General features: G+C 51.7%; 21 protein-coding genes, 4 tRNA genes and 3 other RNA genes. 1 reads left to right on the top strand and 27 read right to left on the bottom strand.

Going from position 1 to position 24,097, the window contains the following annotated elements; genetic code table 11:
• Nucleotides 1–15 precede the first annotated feature (15 nt).
• The 27 genes from nadA to sdhC form a co-directional block, all read right to left on the bottom strand.
• Nucleotides 16–1,077, bottom strand: coding sequence for a quinolinate synthase NadA (gene nadA, locus V2154_RS05495; RefSeq protein WP_353501373.1), 1,062 nt, complete (start codon nucleotides 1,075–1,077; stop codon nucleotides 16–18).
• A 255-nt stretch (nucleotides 1,078–1,332) separates the two neighbouring features.
• Nucleotides 1,333–1,454: non-coding RNA, RtT sRNA (locus V2154_RS05490), on the bottom strand.
• 14 nt (nucleotides 1,455–1,468) lie between these two features.
• Nucleotides 1,469–1,544, bottom strand: a tRNA-Lys gene (locus V2154_RS05485).
• Nucleotides 1,545–1,623: 79 nt separating this feature from the next.
• Nucleotides 1,624–1,755, bottom strand: a non-coding RNA gene (locus tag V2154_RS05480) — RtT sRNA.
• 14 nt (nucleotides 1,756–1,769) lie between these two features.
• Nucleotides 1,770–1,845 (bottom strand) — tRNA-Lys (locus V2154_RS05475).
• Between the two features lie 45 nt (nucleotides 1,846–1,890).
• A tRNA-Lys gene (locus V2154_RS05470) sits at nucleotides 1,891–1,966 on the bottom strand.
• A 45-nt stretch (nucleotides 1,967–2,011) separates the two neighbouring features.
• Nucleotides 2,012–2,133, bottom strand: a non-coding RNA gene (locus V2154_RS05465) — RtT sRNA.
• A 14-nt stretch (nucleotides 2,134–2,147) separates the two neighbouring features.
• Nucleotides 2,148–2,223, bottom strand: a tRNA-Lys gene (locus tag V2154_RS05460).
• A gap of 184 nt (nucleotides 2,224–2,407) precedes the next feature.
• On the bottom strand, nucleotides 2,408–3,202 hold the full coding sequence (gene cpoB / locus V2154_RS05455) for a cell division protein CpoB (protein WP_353501372.1): 795 nt from the start codon (nucleotides 3,200–3,202) through the stop codon (nucleotides 2,408–2,410).
• A gap of 9 nt (nucleotides 3,203–3,211) precedes the next feature.
• Entirely contained in the window at nucleotides 3,212–3,721 is a 510-nt protein-coding gene (gene pal, locus V2154_RS05450; protein WP_140470458.1) for a peptidoglycan-associated lipoprotein Pal, read from the bottom strand.
• 46 nt (nucleotides 3,722–3,767) lie between these two features.
• Complete coding sequence (gene tolB, locus V2154_RS05445) at nucleotides 3,768–5,060, bottom strand: Tol-Pal system beta propeller repeat protein TolB (protein ID WP_353501371.1); 1,293 nt, start codon at nucleotides 5,058–5,060, stop codon at nucleotides 3,768–3,770.
• Nucleotides 5,061–5,192: 132 nt separating this feature from the next.
• Nucleotides 5,193–6,467, bottom strand: coding sequence for a cell envelope integrity protein TolA (tolA, locus tag V2154_RS05440; RefSeq protein ID WP_353501370.1), 1,275 nt, complete (start codon nucleotides 6,465–6,467; stop codon nucleotides 5,193–5,195).
• A gap of 128 nt (nucleotides 6,468–6,595) precedes the next feature.
• Complete coding sequence (gene tolR / locus V2154_RS05435) at nucleotides 6,596–7,024, bottom strand: colicin uptake protein TolR (protein ID WP_034788505.1); 429 nt, start codon at nucleotides 7,022–7,024, stop codon at nucleotides 6,596–6,598.
• A gap of 11 nt (nucleotides 7,025–7,035) precedes the next feature.
• Nucleotides 7,036–7,725, bottom strand: a complete 690-nt coding sequence (tolQ, locus tag V2154_RS05430) for a Tol-Pal system protein TolQ (RefSeq protein WP_034788502.1) — start codon at nucleotides 7,723–7,725, stop codon at nucleotides 7,036–7,038.
• On the bottom strand, nucleotides 7,722–8,126 hold the full coding sequence (gene ybgC / locus V2154_RS05425; protein WP_034788497.1) for a tol-pal system-associated acyl-CoA thioesterase: 405 nt from the start codon (nucleotides 8,124–8,126) through the stop codon (nucleotides 7,722–7,724). Before ybgC ends, tolQ begins: the two co-directional genes overlap by 4 nt.
• A gap of 150 nt (nucleotides 8,127–8,276) precedes the next feature.
• The gene (gene ybgE, locus V2154_RS05420) at nucleotides 8,277–8,570 is read right to left on the bottom strand and encodes a cyd operon protein YbgE (protein WP_353501369.1); all 294 of its coding nucleotides are present in this window, start codon (nucleotides 8,568–8,570) and stop codon (nucleotides 8,277–8,279) included.
• Nucleotides 8,570–8,689, bottom strand: coding sequence for a cytochrome bd-I oxidase subunit CydX (gene cydX, locus V2154_RS05415; protein WP_072009860.1), 120 nt, complete (start codon nucleotides 8,687–8,689; stop codon nucleotides 8,570–8,572). The genes ybgE and cydX overlap by 1 nt, the downstream gene beginning before the upstream one ends.
• 27 nt (nucleotides 8,690–8,716) lie before the next feature.
• Complete coding sequence (cydB, locus tag V2154_RS05410) at nucleotides 8,717–9,856, bottom strand: cytochrome d ubiquinol oxidase subunit II (RefSeq protein WP_353501368.1); 1,140 nt, start codon at nucleotides 9,854–9,856, stop codon at nucleotides 8,717–8,719.
• 14 nt (nucleotides 9,857–9,870) lie between these two features.
• Nucleotides 9,871–11,439, bottom strand: a complete 1,569-nt coding sequence (gene cydA, locus V2154_RS05405; RefSeq protein WP_100937741.1) for a cytochrome ubiquinol oxidase subunit I — start codon at nucleotides 11,437–11,439, stop codon at nucleotides 9,871–9,873.
• 692 nt (nucleotides 11,440–12,131) lie between these two features.
• A complete protein-coding gene (gene sucD, locus V2154_RS05400; protein WP_034788481.1) occupies nucleotides 12,132–13,004 on the bottom strand; it encodes a succinate--CoA ligase subunit alpha in 873 nt (290 codons plus the stop codon).
• Nucleotides 13,004–14,170 carry an ADP-forming succinate--CoA ligase subunit beta gene (sucC, locus tag V2154_RS05395; RefSeq protein ID WP_034788478.1) on the bottom strand — a complete coding sequence of 389 codons (1,167 nt, stop codon included), beginning with the start codon at nucleotides 14,168–14,170 and terminating at the stop codon, nucleotides 13,004–13,006. The genes sucD and sucC overlap by 1 nt, the downstream gene beginning before the upstream one ends.
• Before the next feature lie 89 nt (nucleotides 14,171–14,259).
• Nucleotides 14,260–15,486, bottom strand: coding sequence for a 2-oxoglutarate dehydrogenase complex dihydrolipoyllysine-residue succinyltransferase (odhB, locus tag V2154_RS05390; RefSeq protein ID WP_034788475.1), 1,227 nt, complete (start codon nucleotides 15,484–15,486; stop codon nucleotides 14,260–14,262).
• A 21-nt stretch (nucleotides 15,487–15,507) separates the two neighbouring features.
• Nucleotides 15,508–18,315: a 2-oxoglutarate dehydrogenase E1 component gene (gene sucA, locus V2154_RS05385; RefSeq protein ID WP_353501367.1), complete on the bottom strand. Its 2,808-nt coding sequence runs from the start codon at nucleotides 18,313–18,315 to the stop codon at nucleotides 15,508–15,510.
• 333 nt (nucleotides 18,316–18,648) lie between these two features.
• Nucleotides 18,649–19,365: a succinate dehydrogenase iron-sulfur subunit gene (locus V2154_RS05380; protein ID WP_034788470.1), complete on the bottom strand. Its 717-nt coding sequence runs from the start codon at nucleotides 19,363–19,365 to the stop codon at nucleotides 18,649–18,651.
• A 19-nt stretch (nucleotides 19,366–19,384) separates the two neighbouring features.
• Nucleotides 19,385–21,151, bottom strand: coding sequence for a succinate dehydrogenase flavoprotein subunit (gene sdhA / locus V2154_RS05375; protein ID WP_034788466.1), 1,767 nt, complete (start codon nucleotides 21,149–21,151; stop codon nucleotides 19,385–19,387).
• Nucleotides 21,152–21,154: 3 nt separating this feature from the next.
• Complete coding sequence (sdhD, locus tag V2154_RS05370) at nucleotides 21,155–21,502, bottom strand: succinate dehydrogenase membrane anchor subunit (RefSeq protein ID WP_034788463.1); 348 nt, start codon at nucleotides 21,500–21,502, stop codon at nucleotides 21,155–21,157.
• Nucleotides 21,496–21,885: a succinate dehydrogenase cytochrome b556 subunit gene (sdhC, locus tag V2154_RS05365; RefSeq protein ID WP_034788669.1), complete on the bottom strand. Its 390-nt coding sequence runs from the start codon at nucleotides 21,883–21,885 to the stop codon at nucleotides 21,496–21,498. Before sdhC ends, sdhD begins: the two co-directional genes overlap by 7 nt.
• Before the next feature lie 875 nt (nucleotides 21,886–22,760).
• Here sdhC and V2154_RS05360 point away from each other — a divergent pair.
• Nucleotides 22,761–24,047 (top strand): citrate synthase, encoded by a 1,287-nt coding sequence (locus tag V2154_RS05360; RefSeq protein ID WP_353501366.1) that lies wholly within the window; start codon nucleotides 22,761–22,763, stop codon nucleotides 24,045–24,047.
• The last annotated feature ends 50 nt before the right edge of the window (nucleotides 24,048–24,097 follow it).

The following is a 24,097-nucleotide window of genomic DNA, read 5'->3' as shown; positions in this document are numbered from 1 at the left end:
CGTTATTGAAAATGTTTAAGCGTTACCCTGCACTCGCAGCTTAAGCTGCGCGGCGAAGTCCAGCATGCGGTTCAGTGGAATCAATGACTTCACGCGAAGGGCTTCATCCACTTCAATCGCGTGCTGGGCACCGCCCAGTTCTAATCCTTCGGCAATGGCTTTCAGGCCGTTCATCGCCATCCACGGGCAGTGGGCGCAGGTTCTGCAACTGGCACCTTCACCGGCAGTTGGCGCTTCGAACAACTCTTTATCCGGCACCGCCTGCTGCATTTTGTAAAAAATACCGCGATCGGTGGCCACGATGAGTTTGTTATTCGGCAAACTCTTGGCTGCCTGAATCAGCTGACTGGTGGAGCCCACCGCATCGGCCATATCGACAATCGCCTGCGGAGATTCAGGATGCACCAGCACCGCCGCGTCAGGATACAGCGCCTTCATGCGCGACAATGCCTGCGTCTTAAACTCGTCATGCACGATGCAGGCGCCCTGCCAGCACAGCACGTCGGCGCCCGTCTGCTTGCGCACATAGTTACCGAGGTGGCGGTCAGGAGCCCAGATGATTTTCTCACCCAGACTGTCGAGATGCTCGATTAACTCCACCGCGATACTGGAGGTCACCACCCAGTCTGCACGGGCTTTTACTGCCGCCGAGGTATTGGCGTAAACCACCACGGTGCGATCCGGGTGACTGTCGCAAAAATCAGAAAACGCCTGCTCAGGGCAGCCAAGATCTAAAGAACACTCGGCATTCAGAGTTGGCATCAGCACGGTTTTCTCCGGGCTGAGGATCTTCGCCGTCTCGCCCATAAAGCGCACGCCTGCAACCAACAAGGTTGAAGCCGGATGTTGGCTGCCGAAGCGCGCCATCTCCAGCGAGTCTGCCACACAGCCGCCCGTCTCCTCAGCTAGCTGCTGAATCTCAGGATCAGTGTAGTAGTGCGCAACCATCACCGCATTGCGCTGCTTCAGCAGAGTTTTAATCTTGGCTTTATAGAAGGCTTTTTCATCCTGGCTTAAAGGCACAGGCTTGGGAGGAAATGGATACACCGCGGCGTTCAGATCTAAAGTCTCGCTCATCGCTCATCATCTCTTGTCGTCAGGGGCTCAGTCTGACAAAGGCACCAATAATGGGATAAAACACCCATTTGTTTTGTATGCTAAACAAAATAGCGCAGATGTGGAGAAAAGTCGCTTGTATTTTGTGCTTTAAGATAAAAGTGTTTAAGGGACTTAAAAAAGGTGACGAGATTGGAGGTTTAGGAGGGCTAGAAACGAAAAAAACGCCTTGAGGCGTTTTAGTCTGCTTCTCTTAACAGGTTCTTGTCAGAGAAGTGGTGGGCCGTGCTGGATTGATTCGGTCTTCGACCTCACCCTGAGGGCAACGCGTTCGCGTTGTCGTCTCGCTTCGCTCGGCTAGAACCAGTGGTTCTCATCCTGCACTGCTTTACTCTGAGTCCCACTTAGAAAGTGGTGGGCCGTGCTGGATTCGAACCAGCGACCAATTGATTAAAAGTCAACTGCTCTACCAACTGAGCTAACGGCCCGCGGTATGTCGCGATACTTCTTACTGCTGCGCAATTCGTTGAAAACGAATCACTCCCTATGCTGCCACTTATCTAAAAGTGGTGGGCCGTGCTGGATTGATTCGCTCTGCGAGCTCACCCTACGGGCAACGCGTTCGCGTTGTCGTCTCGCTTCGCTCGGCTCGGCTCGGCTCGAACCAGTGGTTCTCATCCTGCACTGCTTCACTACGAGTTCCACTTTAAAAGTGGTGGGCCGTGCTGGATTCGAACCAGCGACCAATTGATTAAAAGTCAACTGCTCTACCAACTGAGCTAACGGCCCGCGCTGTGTTGCGGTACTACAAATATCTATCGAGTGACTAAGAAGTGGTGGGCCGTGCTGGATTCGAACCAGCGACCAATTGATTAAAAGTCAACTGCTCTACCAACTGAGCTAACGGCCCACGGTCTACTTCTAAATACTCAACGTTAAATCACTTAAGGTTTAGTGGTGGGCCGTGCTGGATTGATTCGCTCTACGAGCTCACCCTACGGGCAACGCTATTGCGTTGTCGTCTCGCTTCGCTCGGCTCGAACCAAAGGTTCTCATCCTGCACTGCTTTACTCTGAGTTCCACTTCGAAAGTGGTGGGCCGTGCTGGATTCGAACCAGCGACCAATTGATTAAAAGTCAACTGCTCTACCAACTGAGCTAACGGCCCGCTCAAACACTAAATCTCTCGCTGCTTTAACGCGTTACAGTTGCCTAGGCAACGGCGGCATATATTACTTATATAACTTTTCAGTGCAACGTTTAATTGAAGAAAAAACTCTGACTGCTTGTTCTTCACGCATTCAAGCCCAGAAAACCATCGAAATGGATGTTTTCTGGGCCTGAATAACGAATTACTGTGAAGACAAGCGTTTTTGAGCTTGTTTGGCCGCATCGGTATTTGGGTACTGTTTTACGACCTGCGAGAAGACAGCCTTGGCTTTATCAGCCTGCCCTTTCTCTTGCATGATCACCCCAACCTTGTACATCGCGTCCGAACTTTTTGGAGATTTTGGATAGCTTTTAACCACCACGGCGTAGAAATAAGCCGCGTCATCTTTCTTACCTTTGTTGTAATACAACTGACCTAACCAATAGTTGGCGTTAGGCAGGTAAGTCGATTTCGGGTATTGCTTGATGAACGCCTGGAAAGCTGAAATAGCCTGATCGTACTGTTTCTTTTCCAGGGCAAGTGCAACGGCAGCATTGTAGTCAGTATTTTCATCACCCGTGCTCGCAGGAGCCTGCGTAGGGGCAGGAGTGGATGAATCAGTGGCTGCGCCGGCAGCAGCTCCAGCAGCAGCGCCTGAAGCGGCAGCATTCGCATTACCAGAACTCTGGCTGCTAAGACTGTCCATCTGCTGATAAATTTGCTTTTGGCGATCAACAATCTGGCTTAACTGATATTGGTTTTCCTGAATTTGACCACGGAGAGAATCAATATCGCGTTGGGAGTCAGAGAGTTGTTGCTGAAGTTGAGTTAATAGTTGGCTGTGAGCGTTAGAAATACGCTCCAGAGAGGTGACTCGATCGTCTATCGAGCCTGAGCCGACATTACTGATTGGCGCTTGGGCAGTAGCGGCCCATGGGACCGCTACGCCAACCAGTAACGACAGACCCAACAAGTGATGTCTGAAGTTACTGCTCATGCGACTCTCTTAGTATACCAGTACGGCACGACGGTTTTTAGCGTAAGCCGCTTCGTCGTGGCCCAGTACAGCTGGCTTCTCTTTACCGTAAGAAACGATAGAGATCTGGTCAGCAGAAACGCCTTTGCCTTGCAGGTACATTTTAACTGCAGTAGCACGACGCTCACCCAGAGCGATGTTGTATTCCGGAGTACCACGTTCATCCGCATGACCTTCAACAGTCACTTTGTATGAAGGGTTGCTGCGCAGGAATGCAGCATGCGCATCCAGCATTTGAGCGAAGTCAGAAGCGATATCGTACTTGTCCAGACCGAAGTAAACGATATTGTTCTTTTGCAGCTCTTGCATCTGCAGACGCGCTTGCTCTTCAGAAGACATGTTGCCGCTCTCTGCACCAGTGCCAGCGCCAGCGCCCATACCAGATTGGCCATTGTCTGCGCTTTTGTGAGAACTACACGCGGCGATTGCCAGTACAGGCACAGCCAGCAGCAGCCCTTTAAGCACTTTGTTCAGTTGCATCTCGTTGATCCTTTTATAATTTTTGCCATACATAGTTTTATATGCATCACAGGTACGGCGACCAGGCAGGGAATTTTACCTGTCCATCAGTTGCCGGAAGACGCGCTTTGAAACGCCCATCAGTCGAGACCAACTGCAACACGGAACCCAGACCTTGAGAGGCGCTGTAAATCACCATGGTGCCATTTGGGGCGATACTAGGCGTTTCATCCAGGAACGTGTCCGTCAATGTTTGAACGGCTCCCGTTACTAGATCTTGTTTAGCGATGTGCTGCGAGCCATTGTTGCTGCTCACCATAACCAGGAACTTACCATCCGAGCTGATATCAGAGTCCTGATTCTGAGAACCTTCCCAGGTCAGACGCTGAGGCGCACCGCCATTAATACCGACTTTATAAAGCTGTGGACGACCGCCCTGATCCGAGGTGAAAGCCAGAGTCTGGCTATCTGGGAACCAGGTTGGTTCGGTGTTGTTGCTACGTCCATCAGTAACTTGGGTAATTTGACCCGAGCCAAGATTCATTACATAAACGTTCAGACTGCCGCCTTTAGACAAGGCGAAGGCCAGTTTGCTGCCGTCTGGAGAGAACGCTGGAGCACCGTTGTGACGCGGGAATGAGGCGATCTGTTTGATTGCGCCATTAGCCAGAGTCTGTACAACCAGAGCAGAACGCCCACTTTCGAATGTTACGTAGGCCAGTTTGCTACCGTCTGGAGACCAAGCCGGAGACATCAAAGGCTCTGGTGAACGGTGAACCACGAACTGGTTGTAGCCATCGTAGTCAGCAACGCGTAATTCGTACGGGAATTTACCGCCGTTGGTCTGCACGATGTAAGCAATACGAGTACGGAAAGCACCCTTAATGCCGGTTAATTTTTCAAACACTTCGTCACTGGCGGTGTGTGCGGAATAACGCAGCCACTGCTTAGTGATTTGGTATTGGTTTTGTGCCAGAACAGTACCTGGTGAACCAGAGGTATCAACCAGCTGATAAGAAACCAAATACTTGCCGTCAGCACTTGGCTGAACCTGACCAACCACTACGGCATCAATACCCAGCGCCGTCCAGGCAGCAGGGGTGACTTCTGATGCGCTTGTCGGTTGTTGAGGCATGCGTGATGCATCAATTGGATTAAATTTACCGCTGTTACGTAAGTCAGCAGCAACAATAGCACCGATATCTTCCGGTGGATTACCAGGACCAGCCCATTTAAAAGGCACCACGCCAATTGGGCGCGCGGTGTCGACCCCTTGGGTAATTTCAATGCGAACTTCTGCGTGTAACACAGACGCCCACAGTATCAAAAGGCCAAACGCTACTCGAAATGCCTGCTTCATTGTATCTCCCTTATCTGGACCGATCTGCCCGCGATAAATTAGCAGAATTTTAACAAACCAACGCACACAAAACTATAAGTCGACCACATTTACCTTCGTAATAATCCGAAAAACGATAACTTTCGACTATTACTATGGTTTGAAGTCCAATGGCGCATTTTTAAATACTTCGTAAACAGCTTGTGACGGTGGTTTCGGGAATTTGGCCTGTCGAGCTGCTGCAAGAGCCGCCTGACAAAGTGCCGGATCGCCGCCTTCCGCTTTCACATCAATTAACAATCCATCTGGCGCCATTTTCACCCGCAGAGTACAGGTTTTGCCTGCATACGAGGAAGCATCATAGAACCGGCTTTCGATGGCTGCCTTAATCTGGCTGCCATAGTTAGCGATATCTGCACCAGAAGCACCGGCCGCCTTATTCTTGCCCTGCCCTGCTGGCGCACTGGCTCCACCACCGCCTTTCGGCGCGTTTTTAGAGTTAGCCAAACCACCAAATAGGTCATCAACAGACTCAGACTCTTTCGCCGCGGCGGCGGCAGCAGCTTTCTTGTCAGCAGCCGCTTTTTTAGCAGCAGCGGCAGCTTCGGCTTTCTTCTCAGCGGCGGCATCAGCTTTCGCTTTTGCCGCAGCATCGGCCTTGGCCTGAGCAGCAGCCTCTGCTTTTTCTTTCGCTTCTGCGGCTGCGGCGGCTTTTGCCTCAGCAGCAGCTTGTTTCTTCGCGTCAGCTTCGGCCTGTTTTTTGGCGTCTGCTTCTGCTTGCTTCTTGGCAGCTGCCGCAGTGGCAGCGGCTTCGGCTTCAGCCTGTTTCTTCGCTTCAGCGGCGGCTTTCTTCTGTGCGTCAGCCTGAGCTTTGGCGACTTTGTCAGCTTCGGCTTTCGCTTTGGCAGCGGCATCAGCCTGTTGCTTCGCGGCTTCGGCTTTCGCCTTGGCTGCAGCATCTGCAGCGGCCTTCTGCGCCTGCTCCTGAGCTTCTTTCTGTTGCTCTGCAGCAGCTTGCTTTTGTTGTTCAGCAGCCTGTTTTTGCTGCTCTTTGGCATCTTCCTGCGCCTGCTTAGCATCTTCCTGTGCTTGCAAACGCTCTTTCTCTAATTCTTTCAGTCGCTGCTGCTCTGCTGCCTGCTTCTGCTGAAGTTCCTCAGCCTGCTGCTCGGACTTTTTCTGACGGGATTGTGCAGCGCGTTGAGCATCGGCTTGTTGCTGCTGCTGGCGATTGTACTGATCAACCACCGCGCTTGGATCAACCATAACGGCTGAGATGTCACTCCCGCCGCCACCGCCACTCATGCTGGTATCTTCGTCCAGCGATCCCCAGATAAGCAGGGCAATTATGATGATATGCAGAACGACCGAAACAATAACGGCGCGTTTGAGCTTATCGTTTTGTTCAGTTGCAGTTGCCTTTACCAAAATAGATTTCCCAACACAGGATTGCCAAAAACCCGAATTTCTTCTGCACCAGTTATCGCTTTGCAGACAACTGTTTTATCAGGCCAAGAAAAGCCGGGTTTCCAATAAGTGTTACAAATTACCTATCGTTAAATAGGCTGTGTCATAAGTCCGACAGATTTCACACCTGCCTGATGGAGCATGTTCAGCGCCTTGATGATTTCATCATAAGGAACATCTTTTGCACCGCCGATCAGGAAGACTGTCTTCGGATTGGCTTGGATACGGCTGGTTGCTTCCGCAATAACCTGCTGTTCCGGCAACTGCTCCATACGCTGATGATCCACCACGATGGTGTATTGACCAACACCGGAAACTTCAACAATGACCGGTGGGTTATCATCAGTAGATACCGTTTTAGAATCTGTCGCATCAGGAAGATCAACTTCCACGCTTTGCGTGATGATTGGCGCTGTAGCCATAAATATCAGCAGCAGTACCAACAGCACGTCGAGCAGCGGAACAATGTTAATCTCTGACTTTAATTCGCGACGATGGCGACCACGTACTCGAGCCATGCTATCCCCCTTTAGTTACTGCTTGTTTCGCGAGAGAAAGCCTGACGGTGCAGGATAGCCGTAAATTCTTCCATAAAGTTGTCGTAGTTTTGCTCGAGCTTGTTCACGCGCTGGTTCAATCGGTTGTAAGCCATAACTGCTGGAATTGCAGCGAAAAGACCGATTGCTGTCGCGATCAAGGCTTCGGCGATACCCGGCGCAACCATCTGTAAGGTGGCCTGCTTAACAGAACCCAAACCGATGAACGCATGCATGATCCCCCAAACAGTACCGAACAGACCAATGTATGGGCTGATAGAACCAACGGTGCCGAGGAAAGGAATGTGGGTTTCGAGGGTTTCCATTTCACGGTTGAAGGAGATACGCATGGCGCGAGAGGAGCCGTCGATGACCGACTCTGGCGCATGGCTGTTTGCACGGTGCAAACGAGCGAACTCTTTGAAACCTGAATGGAAAATTTGTTCGGCGCCAGTGAGAGTCTCACGACGGCCCTGGCTTTCCTGGTAAAGGCGTGAAAGCTCGATACCGGACCAGAATTTATCTTCAAACGCTTCTGCCTCACGCGTAGCAGCATTCAACACTTTGGTGCGCTGAATGATGATTGCCCAAGACGCGACAGAGAAGCACACCAGAATAAGCATGATCAGCTTAACCAGGATGCTGGCCTTTAAAAATAAATCAAGAATGTTCATGTCAGTCACTGCTTAAACTCCGCGACAAAAGACTTAGGAAGCGCTCTTGGCTTCTTTTGGTGTGGATCGATACATGCAATCAACACTTCTGCAGTACTCAGAAGGTTGCCACGTGCATCAAGAATTCGTTGTGCAAAGGTAAGTGAGGCCCCCCGAATAGACGTTATCTCACTTTGGACATCCAGCAAGTCGTCAAGACAAGCAGGAGCCAAGTATTCGACCGTCATGCGGCGGACAGCAAAAGCGACGTGTTCATCCAACAACTGTTGCTGGTGAATATTGCGTTGGCGCAACATTTCTGTGCGAGCCCTTTCATAAAAGGCGATGTACTGGGCGTGATAGACCACCCCACCAGCGTCTGTGTCTTCGTAATAAACACGGACCGGCCATCGGAACAACGAATTACTCACTCTACATCCCGTAATGCAATTTGACGGGCCTACTATACGCAAGAGATTTCTTGATGGGAATGGGTTGCAAGTCAGGAACGAAAATAATTATGGGCCTGAATGGCCCATAGGAAAAGTAGTGTAAATATCTATCAATATTAGATAAACAAACTAGCTAAAAAAGTAAACCAGCCCCGCCAGCAGAATAATCATCGCCGGGAGTGGTGAAAAGAACGCTTTCCATACAGAGCGATGGGGACGGAATCCAAAGCCGTGAATTAGGCCTGTGCAAACGGCCCAAATCAGAATGATCCCATGCCAGACTTCCAGCTGACTGGTGGAAGAAGCGAATTCACCCGGTTGCCAAAATACGCATCCAGCTAATACGAGCGCCATCACTAATGAAAGGGCCCGCAAGGGGCCCTTGTCAGTCACGGCATAAACTCTATCCGCGAGCGCGCTCATTATTCGCGCTCTTTCGCCGCAGCGGCTTTATTCTCTTCACTGTGCTCGAAAGCCAGTGCGGTAATAATGCCGAATGAGCACGCTAACAGAGTCCCGAGGATCCACGCAAAATACCACATAGTGTTATCTCCCGTTCAGTTGAACGATTAATACAAAGAGTGTTTGTTGTTTTCGATGTAAGTTTTGTCGAGACGACCAAACATCTTGTAATACGCCCAACTGGTGTAGATCAGAATGATCGGCACGAAGATACAGGCCACCACGGTCATCACTTTCAAGGTCAGCAATGTCGAGGTTGCATCCCACATGGTCAGGCTGGCGTCAGGGTTAGTGATCGACGGCATGACGAACGGGAACATGGTGATCCCAGCAGTCAAAATAACGCAAGCGATGGTCAGTGAGTTACTGACGAAAGCCAGTGCGCCTTTATTAATGCGTGAGAACAGGATGGTGAACAGTGGCAAGATAACGCCCAGTGCCGGAATAGCCCACAGGCTCGGCATATTGTTGAAGTTCACCAACCATGCACCAGCCTGATGTGCGACGGTTTTATGCAGTGGGTTCGATGGACCTGCGTGATCCAGCGTCGACGTCACCAGATAGCCATCAATCCCTTTCACCAGCCACACGCCCGCTAACAGGAAGCACACCATCATCACCAAGGCTGAGATCTGCGATGCCGTGCGAGTGCGTAAATGCAGCTCGCCGGTGGTACGCATTTGCAGGTAGGTCGCGCCCTGAGTGATGAGCATGGTCAGGCTCACGATACCCGCCAACAGGCCAAACGGATTCAGCAACTCGAACAGGCTGCCGGTGTAGAACAGGCGCAAGTCATTGTCGATGTGGAATGGCACGCCCAACAGCAGGTTGCCGAACGCCACGCCGAACACCAATGCAGGCACGAAGCTACCGATGAAGATGCCCCAGTCCCACATGCCACGCCAGCGCGCGTTTTCCAGCTTCGAACGGTAGTCGAAACCTAATGGGCGGAAGAACAAGGCGCAGAGCACCAGGATCATCGCGCCATAGAAGCCGGAGAAGGCGGCGGCATAGACCATTGGCCATGCGGCGAACAGCGCACCGCCCGCCGTGATCAGCCAGACTTGGTTGCCGTCCCAGTGCGGAGCAATGGAGTTGATCATCACGCGGCGGTCAGTGTCGGTTTTGCCAATGATGCGCAGCAAGATGCCCACGCCCATGTCGAAACCGTCGGTCACGGCGAAGCCAATGAACAGCACGCCGATCAATGCCCACCAGATGAATCGTAATACTTCATAATCAAACATAGCTAGACTCCCTATTACCGAGCTTGTTCAAGCGGTGCTGAAGGTTGTTCAAAGTGGTAGCGGCCAGTTTTCAGGCTACTTGGCCCCAAACGGGCGAATTTGAACATCAGGAACATCTCAGCGATAAGGAACAAGGTGTACAGACCGCAAATCAGCCCCATCGACATCAGCACGTCAGCGCGAGTCAGCGAAGAGTTAGCGATAGCCGTCGGCAAGACCTCACCGATAGCCCAAGGCTGGCGGCCATATTCGGCAACAAACCACCCTGCTTCGACGGCGATCCATGGCAGCGGTAAGCCCCACAGCGCCGCGCGGTGCAGCCAACGCTTCTGACCAATCTTGCCGCGAAGTACCATGAAGAACGACAGACCGATGATGGCCAGCATCAGGAAGCCACAGGCCACCATGATACGGAATGCGAAGTACAGTGGCAGAACGCGAGGAATGGAATCTTTGGTCGCCTGCTGGATTTGCGCTTCGGTGGCATCCGCCACGTTCGGCGTATAGCGTTTTAGCAGCATGCCGTAGCCGAGATCCTGCTTGGTTCTCTCGAAGTCGCTACGCACGGTTGGGTCGGTATTGCCTGAGCGCAACTCTTCCAGCAGCGTGTACGCCTTCATACCATTGCGAATGCGCACTTCATGCTGCGCCATCAGGTCTTTCAGACCCGTCACTGGCGTATCGACGGAGCGCGTGGCAATCAGGCCGAGCAGGTAAGGAATTTGGATGGAGTATTCGTTTTCCATCTTGTCCTGATTTGGCAGGCCAATCAGCGTGAAGTTGGCCGGTGCAGGTTGGGTGTCCCACTCTGCTTCGATAGCCGCCAGCTTGGTTTTCTGCACGTCACCCATTTCGTAACCGGATTCATCACCCAGCACGATAACGGAGAGCGTAGCAGCCAGACCGAAGCTTGCTGCGATCGCGAATGAACGCTTAGCGAAGCCAACGTCGCGGCCTTTCAACAGGTAGTAAGAGCTGATAGCCAGAATGAACATCGCACCTGTGACATAACCTGCCGCCACGGTGTGAACGAATTTAACCTGTGCAACCGGGTTTAAGACCAGCTCGGAGAAGCTGACCATTTCCATGCGCATGGTTTCGTAGTTGAAGTCCGAGGCAATCGGGTTTTGCATCCAGCCGTTGGCAACCAGGATCCAGAGTGCGGATAAGTTTGAGCCGAGCGCGACAAACCAGGTTACCGTCATGTGCTGGACTTTCGATAAACGGTCCCAGCCGAAGAAGAATAACCCGACTAACGTGGATTCAAGGAAGAACGCCATTAAACCTTCGATGGCCAGCGGGGCCCCAAAGATATCACCGACGTAATGTGAGAAATATGACCAGTTGGTTCCGAACTGGAATTCCATGGTCAAACCCGTGGCCACACCCAGAGCAAAGTTAACTGCAAATAACTTGCCCCAGAATTTGGTCATATCTTTATAGATTTGTTTGCCGGAAAGTACATATACCGTTTCCATAATTGCCAGTAAAAACGCCATACCTAGCGTTAATGGGACAAATAAGAAATGGTACATGGCAGTTAAAGCAAACTGTAAACGCGACAGTTCAACGATATCAAACATCTTGACCCCTTGCTCCTCGGAGGAAGACTCCAACTTGCGACTCTCTGACGAACCGATTGCCGGAACGCCTCATGACTTCCAATTTCAAAACCTGCCAAACAAGTAAAACTGTCAAATACACCACTGATAACAGTAGCGTTTGACGCCCAATCTCACCGCATGCGTAGGCAAAAACTCTGTAAAAAAGGCCGCAGCGCTAAGGGATGTGAAGATTGGAAAAGTTAGCAACCTAGATCTGTTCTTGGGTACTGATGCTACAGGTTGACAATGTTACGCCACTAATCCCACACAATAAATAGGTTTTTGCGTGAGCTAAATCGTATTTCCATTTACAGGTCAATTAATGGCTGAAACATCAGGATCCCCTGATATTGATCTGCAACAATTTAAGCCTATCTGGCTATTTATTTCTATATTGTTCTTAGGCTTTCTACAAAAAATCTTAGACATTGTTAATTATTGGTTTCATTCGGTTTTATTGAAAGCCAATGGGTTAATTATTTGTGAATTTATGGTGAAACAAATATCATTTCCGCCACATTATAAATTCAATTACGCCTATTTATTTTCGAATTAACCCAACGCTTAATTGTTAAAAATAATCATCTAAATGGATAATTGTTAAATATTATAGCAGCAATAAAAAAGGCCACTCGAAAGTGGCCTTAATTTAAATAATAACGCGAAGTTATTTAGTTTGGCAGAACCGCTTTTACTGCGTCGCCGATGTCAGCCAGGCTGCGAACAGTCTTCACGCCAGCGGCTTCCAATGCAGCAAATTTATCGTCAGCAGTACCTTTACCACCGGCAATGATGGCGCCTGCGTGGCCCATGCGTTTGCCTTTAGGTGCCGTCACGCCCGCGATGTAGCCAACAACTGGCTTGGTCACGTGATCTTTGATGTAAGCAGCTGCTTCTTCTTCTGCGTTACCACCGATCTCACCGATCATCACGATAACTTCAGTCTGTGGATCTTCCTGGAACAGTTTCAGGATATCGATGAAGTTAGAGCCTGGGATCGGGTCACCGCCGATACCCACGCAGCTTGACTGGCCGTAGCCGTTGTCAGTGGTCTGCTTAACGGCTTCATAAGTCAGGGTACCAGAGCGGGAAACGATGCCCACTTTGCCCGGCTTGTGAATGTGGCCCGGCATGATGCCGATTTTGCATTCGCCCGGTGTGATAACGCCCGGACAGTTTGGCCCGATCATTACCACGTCAGTTTGCTCGAGCTTAGCTTTCACAATCAGCATATCCAGCGTTGGGATGCCTTCAGTGATACAGATGATGAGCTTAATGCCTGCATCGATAGCTTCCAGGATGGAATCTTTGCAGAAAGGAGCTGGAACGTAGATCACAGAAGCCGTAGCGCCTGTAGATTCCACGGCTTCGCGCACGGTGTTGAACACTGGCAGACCCAGATGCTCGGTGCCGCCTTTGCCTGGCGTTACGCCGCCAACCATTTTGGTGCCGTAAGCAACCGCTTGTTCAGAGTGGAAAGTACCCTGGCTGCCGGTGAAGCCTTGGCAGATAACTTTGGTGTTCTTGTTGATTAAAATCGACATTATTTCCCCTCCACTGCCGCGACGACTTGTTGAGCCGCATTGGTCAGGCTGGTCGCTGCAATGATGTTCAAACCGCTGTCCGCCAATTTCTTAGCACCCAGCTCGGCATTGTTACCTTCAAGACGTACCACCACTGGCACGTTGACGCCCACTTCTGCGACTGCGCCGATGATACCGTCGGCAATCAGGTCACAGCGCACGATGCCGCCGAAGATGTTAACGAATACCGCTTTAACTTTTTCATCAGACAAGATGATTTTGAACGCTTCAGTTACGCGCTCTTTGGTTGCGCCGCCGCCTACGTCGAGGAAGTTAGCTGGCTCGCCGCCGTGCAGTTTAACGATGTCCATAGTCCCCATCGCCAGACCCGCGCCGTTAACCATGCAACCGATGTTGCCGTCGAGAGCAACGTAGTTCAGTTCCCACTGAGCAGCCTGAGATTCACGGGCATCTTCTTGGCTGTGGTCGCGCATTTCACGCAATTCTGGCTGACGGAACAGTGCGTTGCCGTCTGCGCCCAGCTTGCCGTCGAGGCAGATCAGGTCACCAGCAGTGGTCACAACCAGTGGGTTGATTTCGATCAGCGCCAGGTCGCGCTCAAGGAAGATAGTCGCCAGACCCATGAAGATCTTAGTGAACTGCTGAACTTGCTTACCGGTCAGACCCAGTTTGAACGCCAGTTCACGGCCTTGGTAAGGCTGTGGACCTGCCAGTGGATCCAGAGCAACTTTGTGGATCAAGTGTGGCGTTTCTTCTGCCACTTTCTCGATTTCCACGCCGCCTTCGGTAGAAGCCATGAACACCACGCGACGGGAGCTACGGTCTACTACTGCGCCGAGATACAGCTCTTTGTCGATATCAGTCGCTGCTTCAACCAGAATCTGGTTTACCGGCTGACCCTGTGCGTCTGTCTGGTAAGTAACCAGGCGTTTGCCCAGCCAGTTTTCAGCAAAAGCGCGGATCTCTTCTTTGCTTTTAACCACTTTCACGCCGCCCGCTTTACCGCGGCCGCCAGCGTGAACCTGGCATTTAACTACCCACGGGCCAGCACCGATTTTTGATGCTGCTTCTTCCGCTTCGCGCGGAGTGGAACAGGCGAAGCCTGATGGTGCTGGCAGGCCGTAGCGTAGGAACAGCTGTTTCGCCTGATACTCGTGTAAATTCATGATGTTCTATCCATTCAGTAGTAAGGCATCTCTATGGCACGGCGCACCGCGCCATAGACTTTTCGATCTCTTTTCTTGACCCGCTTGGACTAGACGTCCAGCAGCAGACGAGCCGGATCTTCCAGCATTTCTTTGATGGTCACCAGGAAGCCTACTGACTCACGGCCGTCAACCAGACGGTGGTCATAGGACAGCGCCAGATACATCATTGGCTGAATAACAACCTGACCATTCACCGCCATTGGGCGATCTTTAATGGCGTGCATGCCAAGGATCGCGCTCTGCGGTGGGTTGATGATTGGTGTAGACATCAGCGAGCCGAATACGCCGCCGTTGGTCACTGTGAAGTTACCGCCGGTCAGTTCTTCTACTTTCAGCTTACCGTCGCGACCTTTGATGGCCAGCTCTTTGATTTGCTTCTCGATGTCAGCCATACCCAGCGTGTCAACGTCGCGTAGCACTGGCGTTACCAGACCGCGTGGAGTTGAAACGGCAATGCTTACGTCGAAGTAGTTGTGGTAAACCACGTCATCGCCATCGATAGAAGCGTTAACTTCTGGGAAGCGTTTCAGGGCTTCAACCACGGCTTTCAGGTAGAAGGACATGAAGCCCAGACGCACGCCGTGACGTTTCTCGAACGCTTCGCCGTACTGCTTACGCATGTCCATGATTGGCTTCATGTTGATTTCGTTGAACGTCGTCAACATGGCGGTGCTGTTTTTCGCTTCCAGCAGACGCTCGGCAACGCGTTTGCGCAGACGAGTCATAGGAACGCGTTTTTCGCTACGCGCGCCGATAGCCGGAGCAGCCGCAGTTTCCGCTTTCGCCGGTGCCGCGTCAGACTTAGCGTCTTTGCCAGACTTAGCCAAGTGCGCTTCGATATCTTCACGGGTCAGACGACCACCCACACCGCTGCCTTTGATAGCGCTGGCGTCAAGGGAGTGCTCTGCAATCAGGCGGCGGATAGCCGGGCTGAGTGCATCGCTGCTTTCGTCATCCAGTGCCGCAGTGTGGCGCTGTGAAGGCGTGGATTCTTTATCAGACGCTTTCTCTTGGCTTGGTTTGCCGGTGCTGTTGCCCGGACGCAGGCGCGCCAAAATCTGCTTAGAAACCACGGTTGCACCTTCGTCTTCGAGGATGCTGTCCAGAATACCGGCTTCACTTGCAGGCACTTCCAGAACCACTTTGTCAGTTTCGATTTCAACCAGAACTTCATCACGTTCTACACTGTCGCCCGGCTTTTTGTGCCAGGTGGCAACCGTGGCGTCTGCTACGGATTCAGGGAGGTCAGGGACCAAAATATCTACGCTACTCATTCTCAATCCTTCTAAAATTCGTTAATTAACGTTTAACGCGTCATTGACCAGATCTTGTTGCTGCTTCTGGTGAACGGACATATAGCCAACTGCCGGAGAGGCAGACGCCGGACGTCCTGCGTAACGTAAAGAAGCCCCGAAAGGAATCACTTCACGGAAATTGTGTTGGCTGCAGTACCAGGCACCCTGGTTCAGCGGCTCTTCCTGACACCAAACGAAATCATGAACGTGTGAGAATTTCTCAAGCACTTCCTGAATTGCTTTGTGCGGGAATGGATACAGCTGCTCGATACGAACGATGGCGACATCAGTTTGCTCGTTCTTACGACGTTGCTCCAACAGGTCATAGTAGACCTTACCGGAACACATCACGACGCGCTTAACTTGCTTCGGATCCAGCTCGTCAATCTCACCGATTGCCGGCAGGAAGCTACCGTTTGCCAGCTCATCCATGGTCGAAACGGCCAGAGGATGACGCAGCAGAGATTTAGGCGACATCACCACCAGCGGACGGCGCATACCGCGCAGCGCCTGACGGCGGATCATGTGGTAAACCTGCGCCGGGGTCGACGGGATACAAACCTGCATGTTCTGCTCAGCGCAGAGTTGCAGATAACGCTCCAGACGTGCGGATGAGTGCTCGGGACCCTGCCCTTCGTAGCCGTGTGGCAGCAGCATCACCAGACCACACATGCGGCCCCACTTCTGCTCACCGGAACTGATGAACTGGTCGATAACCACCTGAGCACCGTTGGCGAAGTCACCGAACTGCGCTTCCCAGATAGTCAGGGTGCGCGGCTCAGCCGTGGCGTAGCCATATTCGAATGCCAGAACCGCTTCTTCAGACAGCACGGAGTCCCAGACGTTGAACTCGCCCTGGCTGTTATGAATGTTAGACAGCGGCACGTAGACAGAACCGTTTTTCTGGTTGTGAACGACGGCATGGCGGTGGAAGAAGGTGCCACGGCCGGTATCTTCACCGGAAATACGGATAGGAATACCTTCGTCGACCAATGTTGCGTAAGCCAGGTTCTCGGCGCCGCCCCAGTCAAACTTCTTGTTGCCTTCGGCCATTTCAATACGGTCGGCGTAGATTTTCGCCACGCGAGCCTGCATTTCAATCGCTTCTGGAACATGGCTGACGCGGCGAGCAAGTTCTTGCAGACGCTTAGGATCAACCTTGCTCGGGTACTCTTCATCCCACTCGTGGTTCAGGTACGGAGACCAGGTGAAAGTGTGCATGTCATTTTGACGCCACTCTTCCACTACACAGTCGCCCGCGTCCAGCGCGTCACGGTAGAGATTAACCATTTCGGTCGCATCTTCCGCACTGGCGACATTCTGCTCAGCCAGAATATCGGCATACAGTTTGCGCGGCGTAGGATGTTTTTTGATTTTCTGGTACATCAGCGGCTGAGTTGCACTTGGCTCATCGGCTTCGTTGTGGCCATGACGGCGATAACAAACGAGGTCGATCATCACATCACGTTTAAAGGTGTTGCGGAAATCCAGTGCCAAACGCGTAACAAAAGCCACGGCTTCCGGGTCATCTGCGTTGACGTGGAAAATAGGTGCCTGCACCATTTTCGCGATGTCAGTACAGTAATCAGTAGAACGCGCGTCTTTCGGGTTAGAGGTGGTGAAACCAACTTGGTTGTTGATAACGATACGCACGGTACCGCCCACTTCATAACCGCGAGCCAGTGACATGTTCAGGGTTTCCTGAACGACGCCTTGGCCAGTGATAGCAGCGTCACCGTGAATGGTGATTGGCAGAACCATGTTACTGCGCGCTTCGTCCAGACGGTCACGACGGGCTCGAACAGAACCAATAACCACCGGGCTAACGATTTCCAGATGCGACGGGTTAAACGCCAGCGCCAGATGAACCATGCCGCCTTCGGTTTCCACGTCGGAGGAGAAGCCCATGTGGTACTTAACGTCACCGGTGCCCAGATGTTCTTTATGCTTACCAGCAAACTCGTCGAACAGGTCCTGAGGTTTTTTACCCAGCACGTTGATCAGCACGTTCAAACGACCGCGGTGTGCCATACCCAGCACCACTTCACGCGTACCGTTTTTACCGGCGTGACGAATCATCTCTTTCAGCATCGGCACCAGCGCGTCGCCACCTTCCAGCGAGAAGCGTTTTGCTCCCGGGAATTTAGCGCCGAGGTAACGTTCGAGACCTTCAGCAGAGGTCAGCTCTTTCAGGAAGGTTTTTTTCTCTGAATCGCTGAAGTTAGCGCGCCCTACCACGGATTCGATACGCTGTTGGATCCAGCGTTTCTCTTCAGTGTTAGTGATGTGCATGTACTCAGCGCCGATAGAGCCGCAATAGGTTTGCTTCAGTGCTTTGTACAGCTCGCCGAGCTGCATGGTTTCTTTACCAATGGCAAAAGAACCTACATTGAAGGTTTCCTGGAAATCAGCTTCAGTCAGATTGTGGAAAGCCGGATCCAAATCAGGCACGTCGTCAAGTTTCCACAAGCCGAGAGGATCAAGATTTGCATTCTGGTGGCCGCGGAAGCGGAAGGCGTTAATCAGCTGCAACACTTTAACTTGCTTGGCATCCGTTTCCGGATCGCTGATAGCGGAGTTATAGCGAGAAGCGTCTTTTGCCAGACGTCGGAAATAATCGCGTGTTTGAGAATGGAGTTGCTCTGGTTTGACACCCACTGTCGGAAGCTGTTTAAAAATTGAACGCCAGCTATCGTCAACGGAACCAGGATCGGTTAAGTAGTCTTCATAGAGTTGTTCTATGTAAGACTGGTTTGCACCCGCCAGATAGGAGGAATCCAGCCAGGCCTTCATTGCGCCGTTCTGCATCGTGATCCCTTAAGCATTGAAGCTTTAGTTTTCGCCGTGGTTAATAATATTGACCGTGATACACCGTGGTAAGACGGTTTTCCATACATATTCAGTTCATTGGTCTGGAGCCTGCGGCTCTGTCAAGGAACCTCCAAAAATCAACTTGCTGCCTCGTGTTGCATGTTGGCTTTTGGCGCTACCCTGCGTTATCCGACCTTATTATTTTCTCCTGTTCTTATACTACTCCAATCGGGGGCAACTTTGTTGCACCTTGTTGCGAATATGTTACCAATAACTCACTTAATGTTAGCGGGAACCTGAGTTCCCGCTATTGAACATCATCTTACTGACTCAGGCACCGCGCTGAAGCAGCATCGATTTGATGTGACCGATAGCCTTGGTAGGGTTAAGGCCTTTAGGACACACGCTGACACAGTTCATGATGCTGTGGCACCGGAATACACTGAAAGCGTCGTCCAGATTATCCAGACGAGATTGCGTTTCTGTGTCACGGCTGTCGATCAGGAAGCGATAAGCCGCCAGCAAACCGGCCGGACCAACGAATTTGTCCGGGTTCCACCAGAACGACGGGCAAGACGTCGAGCAGCAGGCGCAGAGAATACATTCGTACAATCCGTCCAGCTTTTCGCGCTCTTCCGGCATCTGCAAGTGCTCGCGCGCCGGAGGATTCTTCCCATCATTCAACAGGTAAGGTTTGATTTTCTCATACTGCTTATAGAACTGCCCCATGTCCACAACCAAGTCACGCACCACTGGCAGACCCGGCAGAGGACGGATAACAATCTTCTTACTGCCTTTCTGTAAAGCCGAGACTGGCGTGATACAAGCCAGACCGTTTTTACCGTTCATGTTGATGCCGTCTGAGCCACACACGCCCTCACGGCAGGAGCGACGGAAAGAGAGGGTTGGATCCTGCTCTTTCAGCTGGATTAACGCGTCCAGCACCATCATGTCGCGCCCTTCTTCCGCTTCCAGTACGTAATCTTTCATGTACGGCGCGTCGTCAACATCTGGGTTATAGCGATAAATCGAAAATTCGAGTTTCATAATCTGTCTCCGCAACGCCCTAGTAAGTACGCGCTTTCGGCGGGAACGCCGCGCGAAGCTTAGGCTGCATGTTCACCTCACGGCGAGTCATGCTCTCAGTTTCCGGTTGATAAAGCGTGTGGCAGAGCCAGTTAGCATCATCACGATCTGGGAAGTCGAAGCGGCTGTGCGCGCCACGGCTTTCAGTACGGTAGTTCGCAGAAACGGCGGTGGAGAATGCGGTTTCCATCAGGTTATCCAGCTCCAGACATTCAACGCGCTGGGTGTTGAATTCTGTTGAAGTGTCATCCAGACGGGCATTTTTCAGACGCTCACGGATCTCTTTCAGCTCTTGCAGACCTTTCGCCATCGCATCGCCTTCGCGGAATACCGAGAAGTTGTGCTGCATACAGGATTGCAGGTCTTTACGAATCGCCACCGGATCTTCACCGGAACGGGTGTTGTTCCAACGGTTCAGACGCTCAAGGGCGTGGTCGATATCATCTTGCGATGCATCGCGGCTGTCGCCCTGCTCGTTGATGGATTCTTGCAGATGCAGACCCGCCGCGCGGCCGAAGACCACCAGGTCGAGCAGTGAGTTCCCCCCGAGACGGTTAGCACCGTGAACGGATACGCAGGCAATTTCGCCTACTGCGAACAGACCTGGGATCACCACGTCTTCGCCTTTCTCATTCACGCGCAGCGCCTGACCGGTCACCTTGGTCGGAATGCCGCCCATCATGTAGTGACAGGTTGGGATAACCGGGATTGGCTCTTTGACTGGGTCAACGTGAGCAAAGGTACGAGACAGCTCAAGGATGCCCGGCAGGCGTGATTCCAGAACGTCTTTGCCCAAGTGGTCAAGTTTCAGCTTGGCGTGTGGGCCCCAAGGACCGTCACAGCCACGGCCTTCGCGGATTTCGATCATGATGGAACGCGCCACCACGTCACGACCCGCCAGGTCTTTAGCATTAGGTGCGTAACGCTCCATGAAGCGCTCGCCGTCTTTGTTCAGCAGGTAACCACCTTCACCACGGCAACCTTCGGTCACCAGCACGCCCGCGCCCGCAATACCCGTCGGGTGGAACTGCCACATTTCCATATCCTGCACTGGAACGCCTGCACGCAGTGCCATACCTACGCCGTCGCCGGTGTTGATATGTGCGTTAGTGGTGGATTGATAAATACGGCCTGCACCGCCGGTCGCCAGCACGGTGGCTTTTGCTTTGAAGTAAACAACTTCGCCGGTTTCAATACAGATGGCAGTACAACCGACTACCGCGCCGTCTTGGTTTTTCACTAAATCCAGTGAATACCATTCGGAGAAGATAGTGGTGCCGTTTTTCAGGTTCTGCTGATAAAGGGTGTGCAACAGGGCGTGACCTGTACGGTCAGCCGCTGCCGCAGTACGTGCCGCCTGCTCGCCGCCGAAGTTCTTCGACTGGCCACCAAACGGACGCTGATAAATTCGGCCGTCGTCAAGACGGGAGAAAGGCAGACCCATATGTTCCAGCTCGAGAATCGCTTCCGGGCCGGTTTTACACATATATTCAATCGCGTCCTGGTCACCGATGTAGTCGGAGCCTTTCACGGTATCGTACATATGCCATTCCCAGTCATCCTCATGGGTGTTACCGAGGGCTACGGTGATACCGCCCTGCGCTGACACCGTATGGGAGCGGGTTGGGAATACTTTAGAAATCAGGGCGCAAGTTTGGCCCGTTTGTGAAATCTGTAATGCGGCACGCATACCGGCGCCACCTGCACCGATAACGACAGCATCAAACTCTCTGACTGGCAGACTCATTGACTACGCTCCCCAAACAACAATTGTTCCATAAAGTAGATAAACCACTAACGTCACGACGATAGCCAGTTGCAGCACCAGTCGCACAGCCAGAGGCTTGACGTAGTCCGTTAACACCTGCCACATGCCAATCCACGCGTGGATCAGAATCGAAAGCAGCGTCAGCAGGGTAAATACTTTGGTAATGGAGGAAGCAAAGAAGCCTTGCCAGACATCAAAAGTAATGTCCTGAGCCATCACAACGAAGCCCAGAATATAAAGGATATACAGCGTGATAACGATCGCCGATGCGCGCAGCAGCAGCCAGTCGTGGACACCATTGCGTCCTAATGCCGAAACATTGTTTACCATACGAAGACTCCAGCCAGAATTGACAGCACGACGGTAAGGCCGATCACCACTTGGGCTGAACGGGTACCGACAGCTAAACTCTCTTCGATATAGCCGAAATCCATCAGCAAGTGACGAATGCCACCGCAGACGTGATAGGCCAGTGCGGTGAGTATTCCCCAGAAGATGAATTTCACAATGAAGCCATTCATGATTTCAGCTGCGTGTGCAAACCCTTCAGGCGAAGAGAGTGACATGCCGAGCAGCCAGAGGAGGATACCGACAGCGACGAAGGTAATGACGCCGGAGACACGGTGTAAGATGGACGCTATTGCAGTTACGGGAAACCGGATCGTTTGCAGATCCAGATTGACAGGTCTTTGTTTTTTCACGGTTTTGCCCACACACCTCATAGAACCTTTTCGTGATCGCGGCAATCGCGTTGATGACGAAGGTCTTATTATTTTCCTTCCTCCGGCCTTGGCGGTGTTCAGACAGCATCTATCCTGCGTTCTTGAAATTGTGGATGCGTTGGCCGCTTTCACTCGCACGAATCACTTACCGACGTAAGCTCATCGTGACTCGCTCAATTGCCGCCTTCCCACAATTCCAATTACTTGGATATATTAGAGCTTAAGCTCCACATTTCCCGCGCTCAAACAACGACATCCGATGTGCTTAAACGGCGCAAAAATGAATTCCTTCAGTGCTTTTCCATTAACCTGAAAGACAAAAGAAGGTGATGCTGGGTGCTCCTACTTCGGGTTACCCGGAGACCTGGCGCAAAGTATAGGTTGATCACATTCCTATTACAATTCCCCTACAAACGCTTTGGTCACATTTCTGCGAAACAGTGATTAGGCTCCCATTTTTCACAATCCAAACAAAATAAATTATGTAGTTTGACATTGGATCAACATTTCCATTACATATTAGCCATTCGCTCACATCCGTGATGACTACGACAGACACATCCACCCTTCCCTGTTACGCCAAGTTATGCAAAAGTGGGGATTGTGTTATATCCATAACCTTGTCGTAAGTACTGATCCACCGAAAGCTGAGTAACAGAATTGTAAGATCTATCGAATCTTTAACAACGATGAAGTGTCGCCTGTCCGTCAAATCGTGATCCAAGGTCACAGCCGATTGGCTCTACGTTCCCTTTCTAAAATCGATCGCAGAGTCCGCCGAAATAATAATGACGGGGATTGAGGTGATATTTTAGGCTGTTCAGTTGTTGACGATTTTTAAAATAAAGGCGCTAAGGAGACTGTAAATGGCTGATAAGAAAGCGACACTTACCCTACAAGGTCAAGACCCAATTGAACTCGACGTGCTATCCGGCACCTTGGGTCAGGACGAAATTGACATTCGTACCCTCGGCTCCAAAGGCTTGTTCACCTTTGACCCCGGCTTTACCTCTACCGCATCTTGCGAATCCAAAATTACTTACATCGACGGTGACGAAGGCGTTCTGTTACACCGCGGTTTCCCGATTGATCAGTTGGCGAAAGAGTCAACCTTCCTGGAAGTGAGCTATTTGCTGCTGTACGGCGAAGCGCCAACTCAGGCTCAATACGAAGATTTCAAAAAAATCGTTGAACGCCACACCATGGTTCACGAGCAGATCACTCGCCTGTTCCACGGCTTCCGCCGTGACTCGCACCCAATGGCCGTGCTGTGCGGCGTGACCGGTGCTCTGGCGGCGTTCTACCACGACTCTATCGACGTGGAAAACGAGCGTCACCGCGAAATCGCTGCTTACCGTCTGCTGTCCAAAATGCCGACCGTTGCCGCCATGTGTTACAAGTATTCCATTGGCCAACCGTTCGTTTATCCGCGCAATGACCTCTCCTACGCTGGCAACTTCCTGCACATGATGTTCGCAACCCCTTGCGAAGAGTATGTGGTGAACCCAGTGCTGGAACGCGCAATGGACCGAATTCTTATCCTGCACGCTGACCACGAACAGAACGCATCAACCTCTACCGTGCGTACCGCAGGCTCTTCTGGCGCTAACCCATTTGCCTGTATCGCGGCGGGTATCGCATCTCTTTGGGGACCGGCTCACGGCGGCGCCAACGAAGCTGCATTGAAAATGCTTGAAGAGATCAGCAGCGTCGATCACATCCCAGAATTCATCAAACGTGCGAAAGACAAAAACGATTCGTTCCGTCTGATGGGCTTCGGTCACCGTGTTTACAAAAACTATGACCCTCGTGCCACCGTAATGCGTGACACTTGCCACGAAGTGCTGAAAGAGCTGGATCTGAAAGACAACCTGCTGGAAGTGGCGATGGAGCTTGAGCACATCGCGCTGAACGACCCGTACTTCATCGAGAAGAAACTCTACCCGAACGTAGACTTCTACTCAGGCATCATCTTGAAAGCCATGGGTATTCCTTCTTCCATGTTTACCGTTATCTTCGCGATGGCGCGTACCGTGGGCTGGATTGCACACTGGAACGAAATGCACCAGGACGGCATCAAAATCGCTCGTCCACGTCAGCTGTACACCGGCTATGACAAACGTGATTTCAGCTCTCAGGTGAAAAAGAAATAAGTCTGTCAGCAGACGAGAAAAAGGCACTCAATGAGTGCCTTTTTTATTGC

Origin of the sequence: Ewingella sp. CoE-038-23 (assembly GCF_040419245.1) — a bacterium.
GTDB classification, from domain to species: domain Bacteria; phylum Pseudomonadota; class Gammaproteobacteria; order Enterobacterales; family Enterobacteriaceae; genus Ewingella; species Ewingella allii.
Note: the sequence above shows the minus strand (reverse complement) of the source record. Positions and strands in the feature narration are given on the sequence as shown.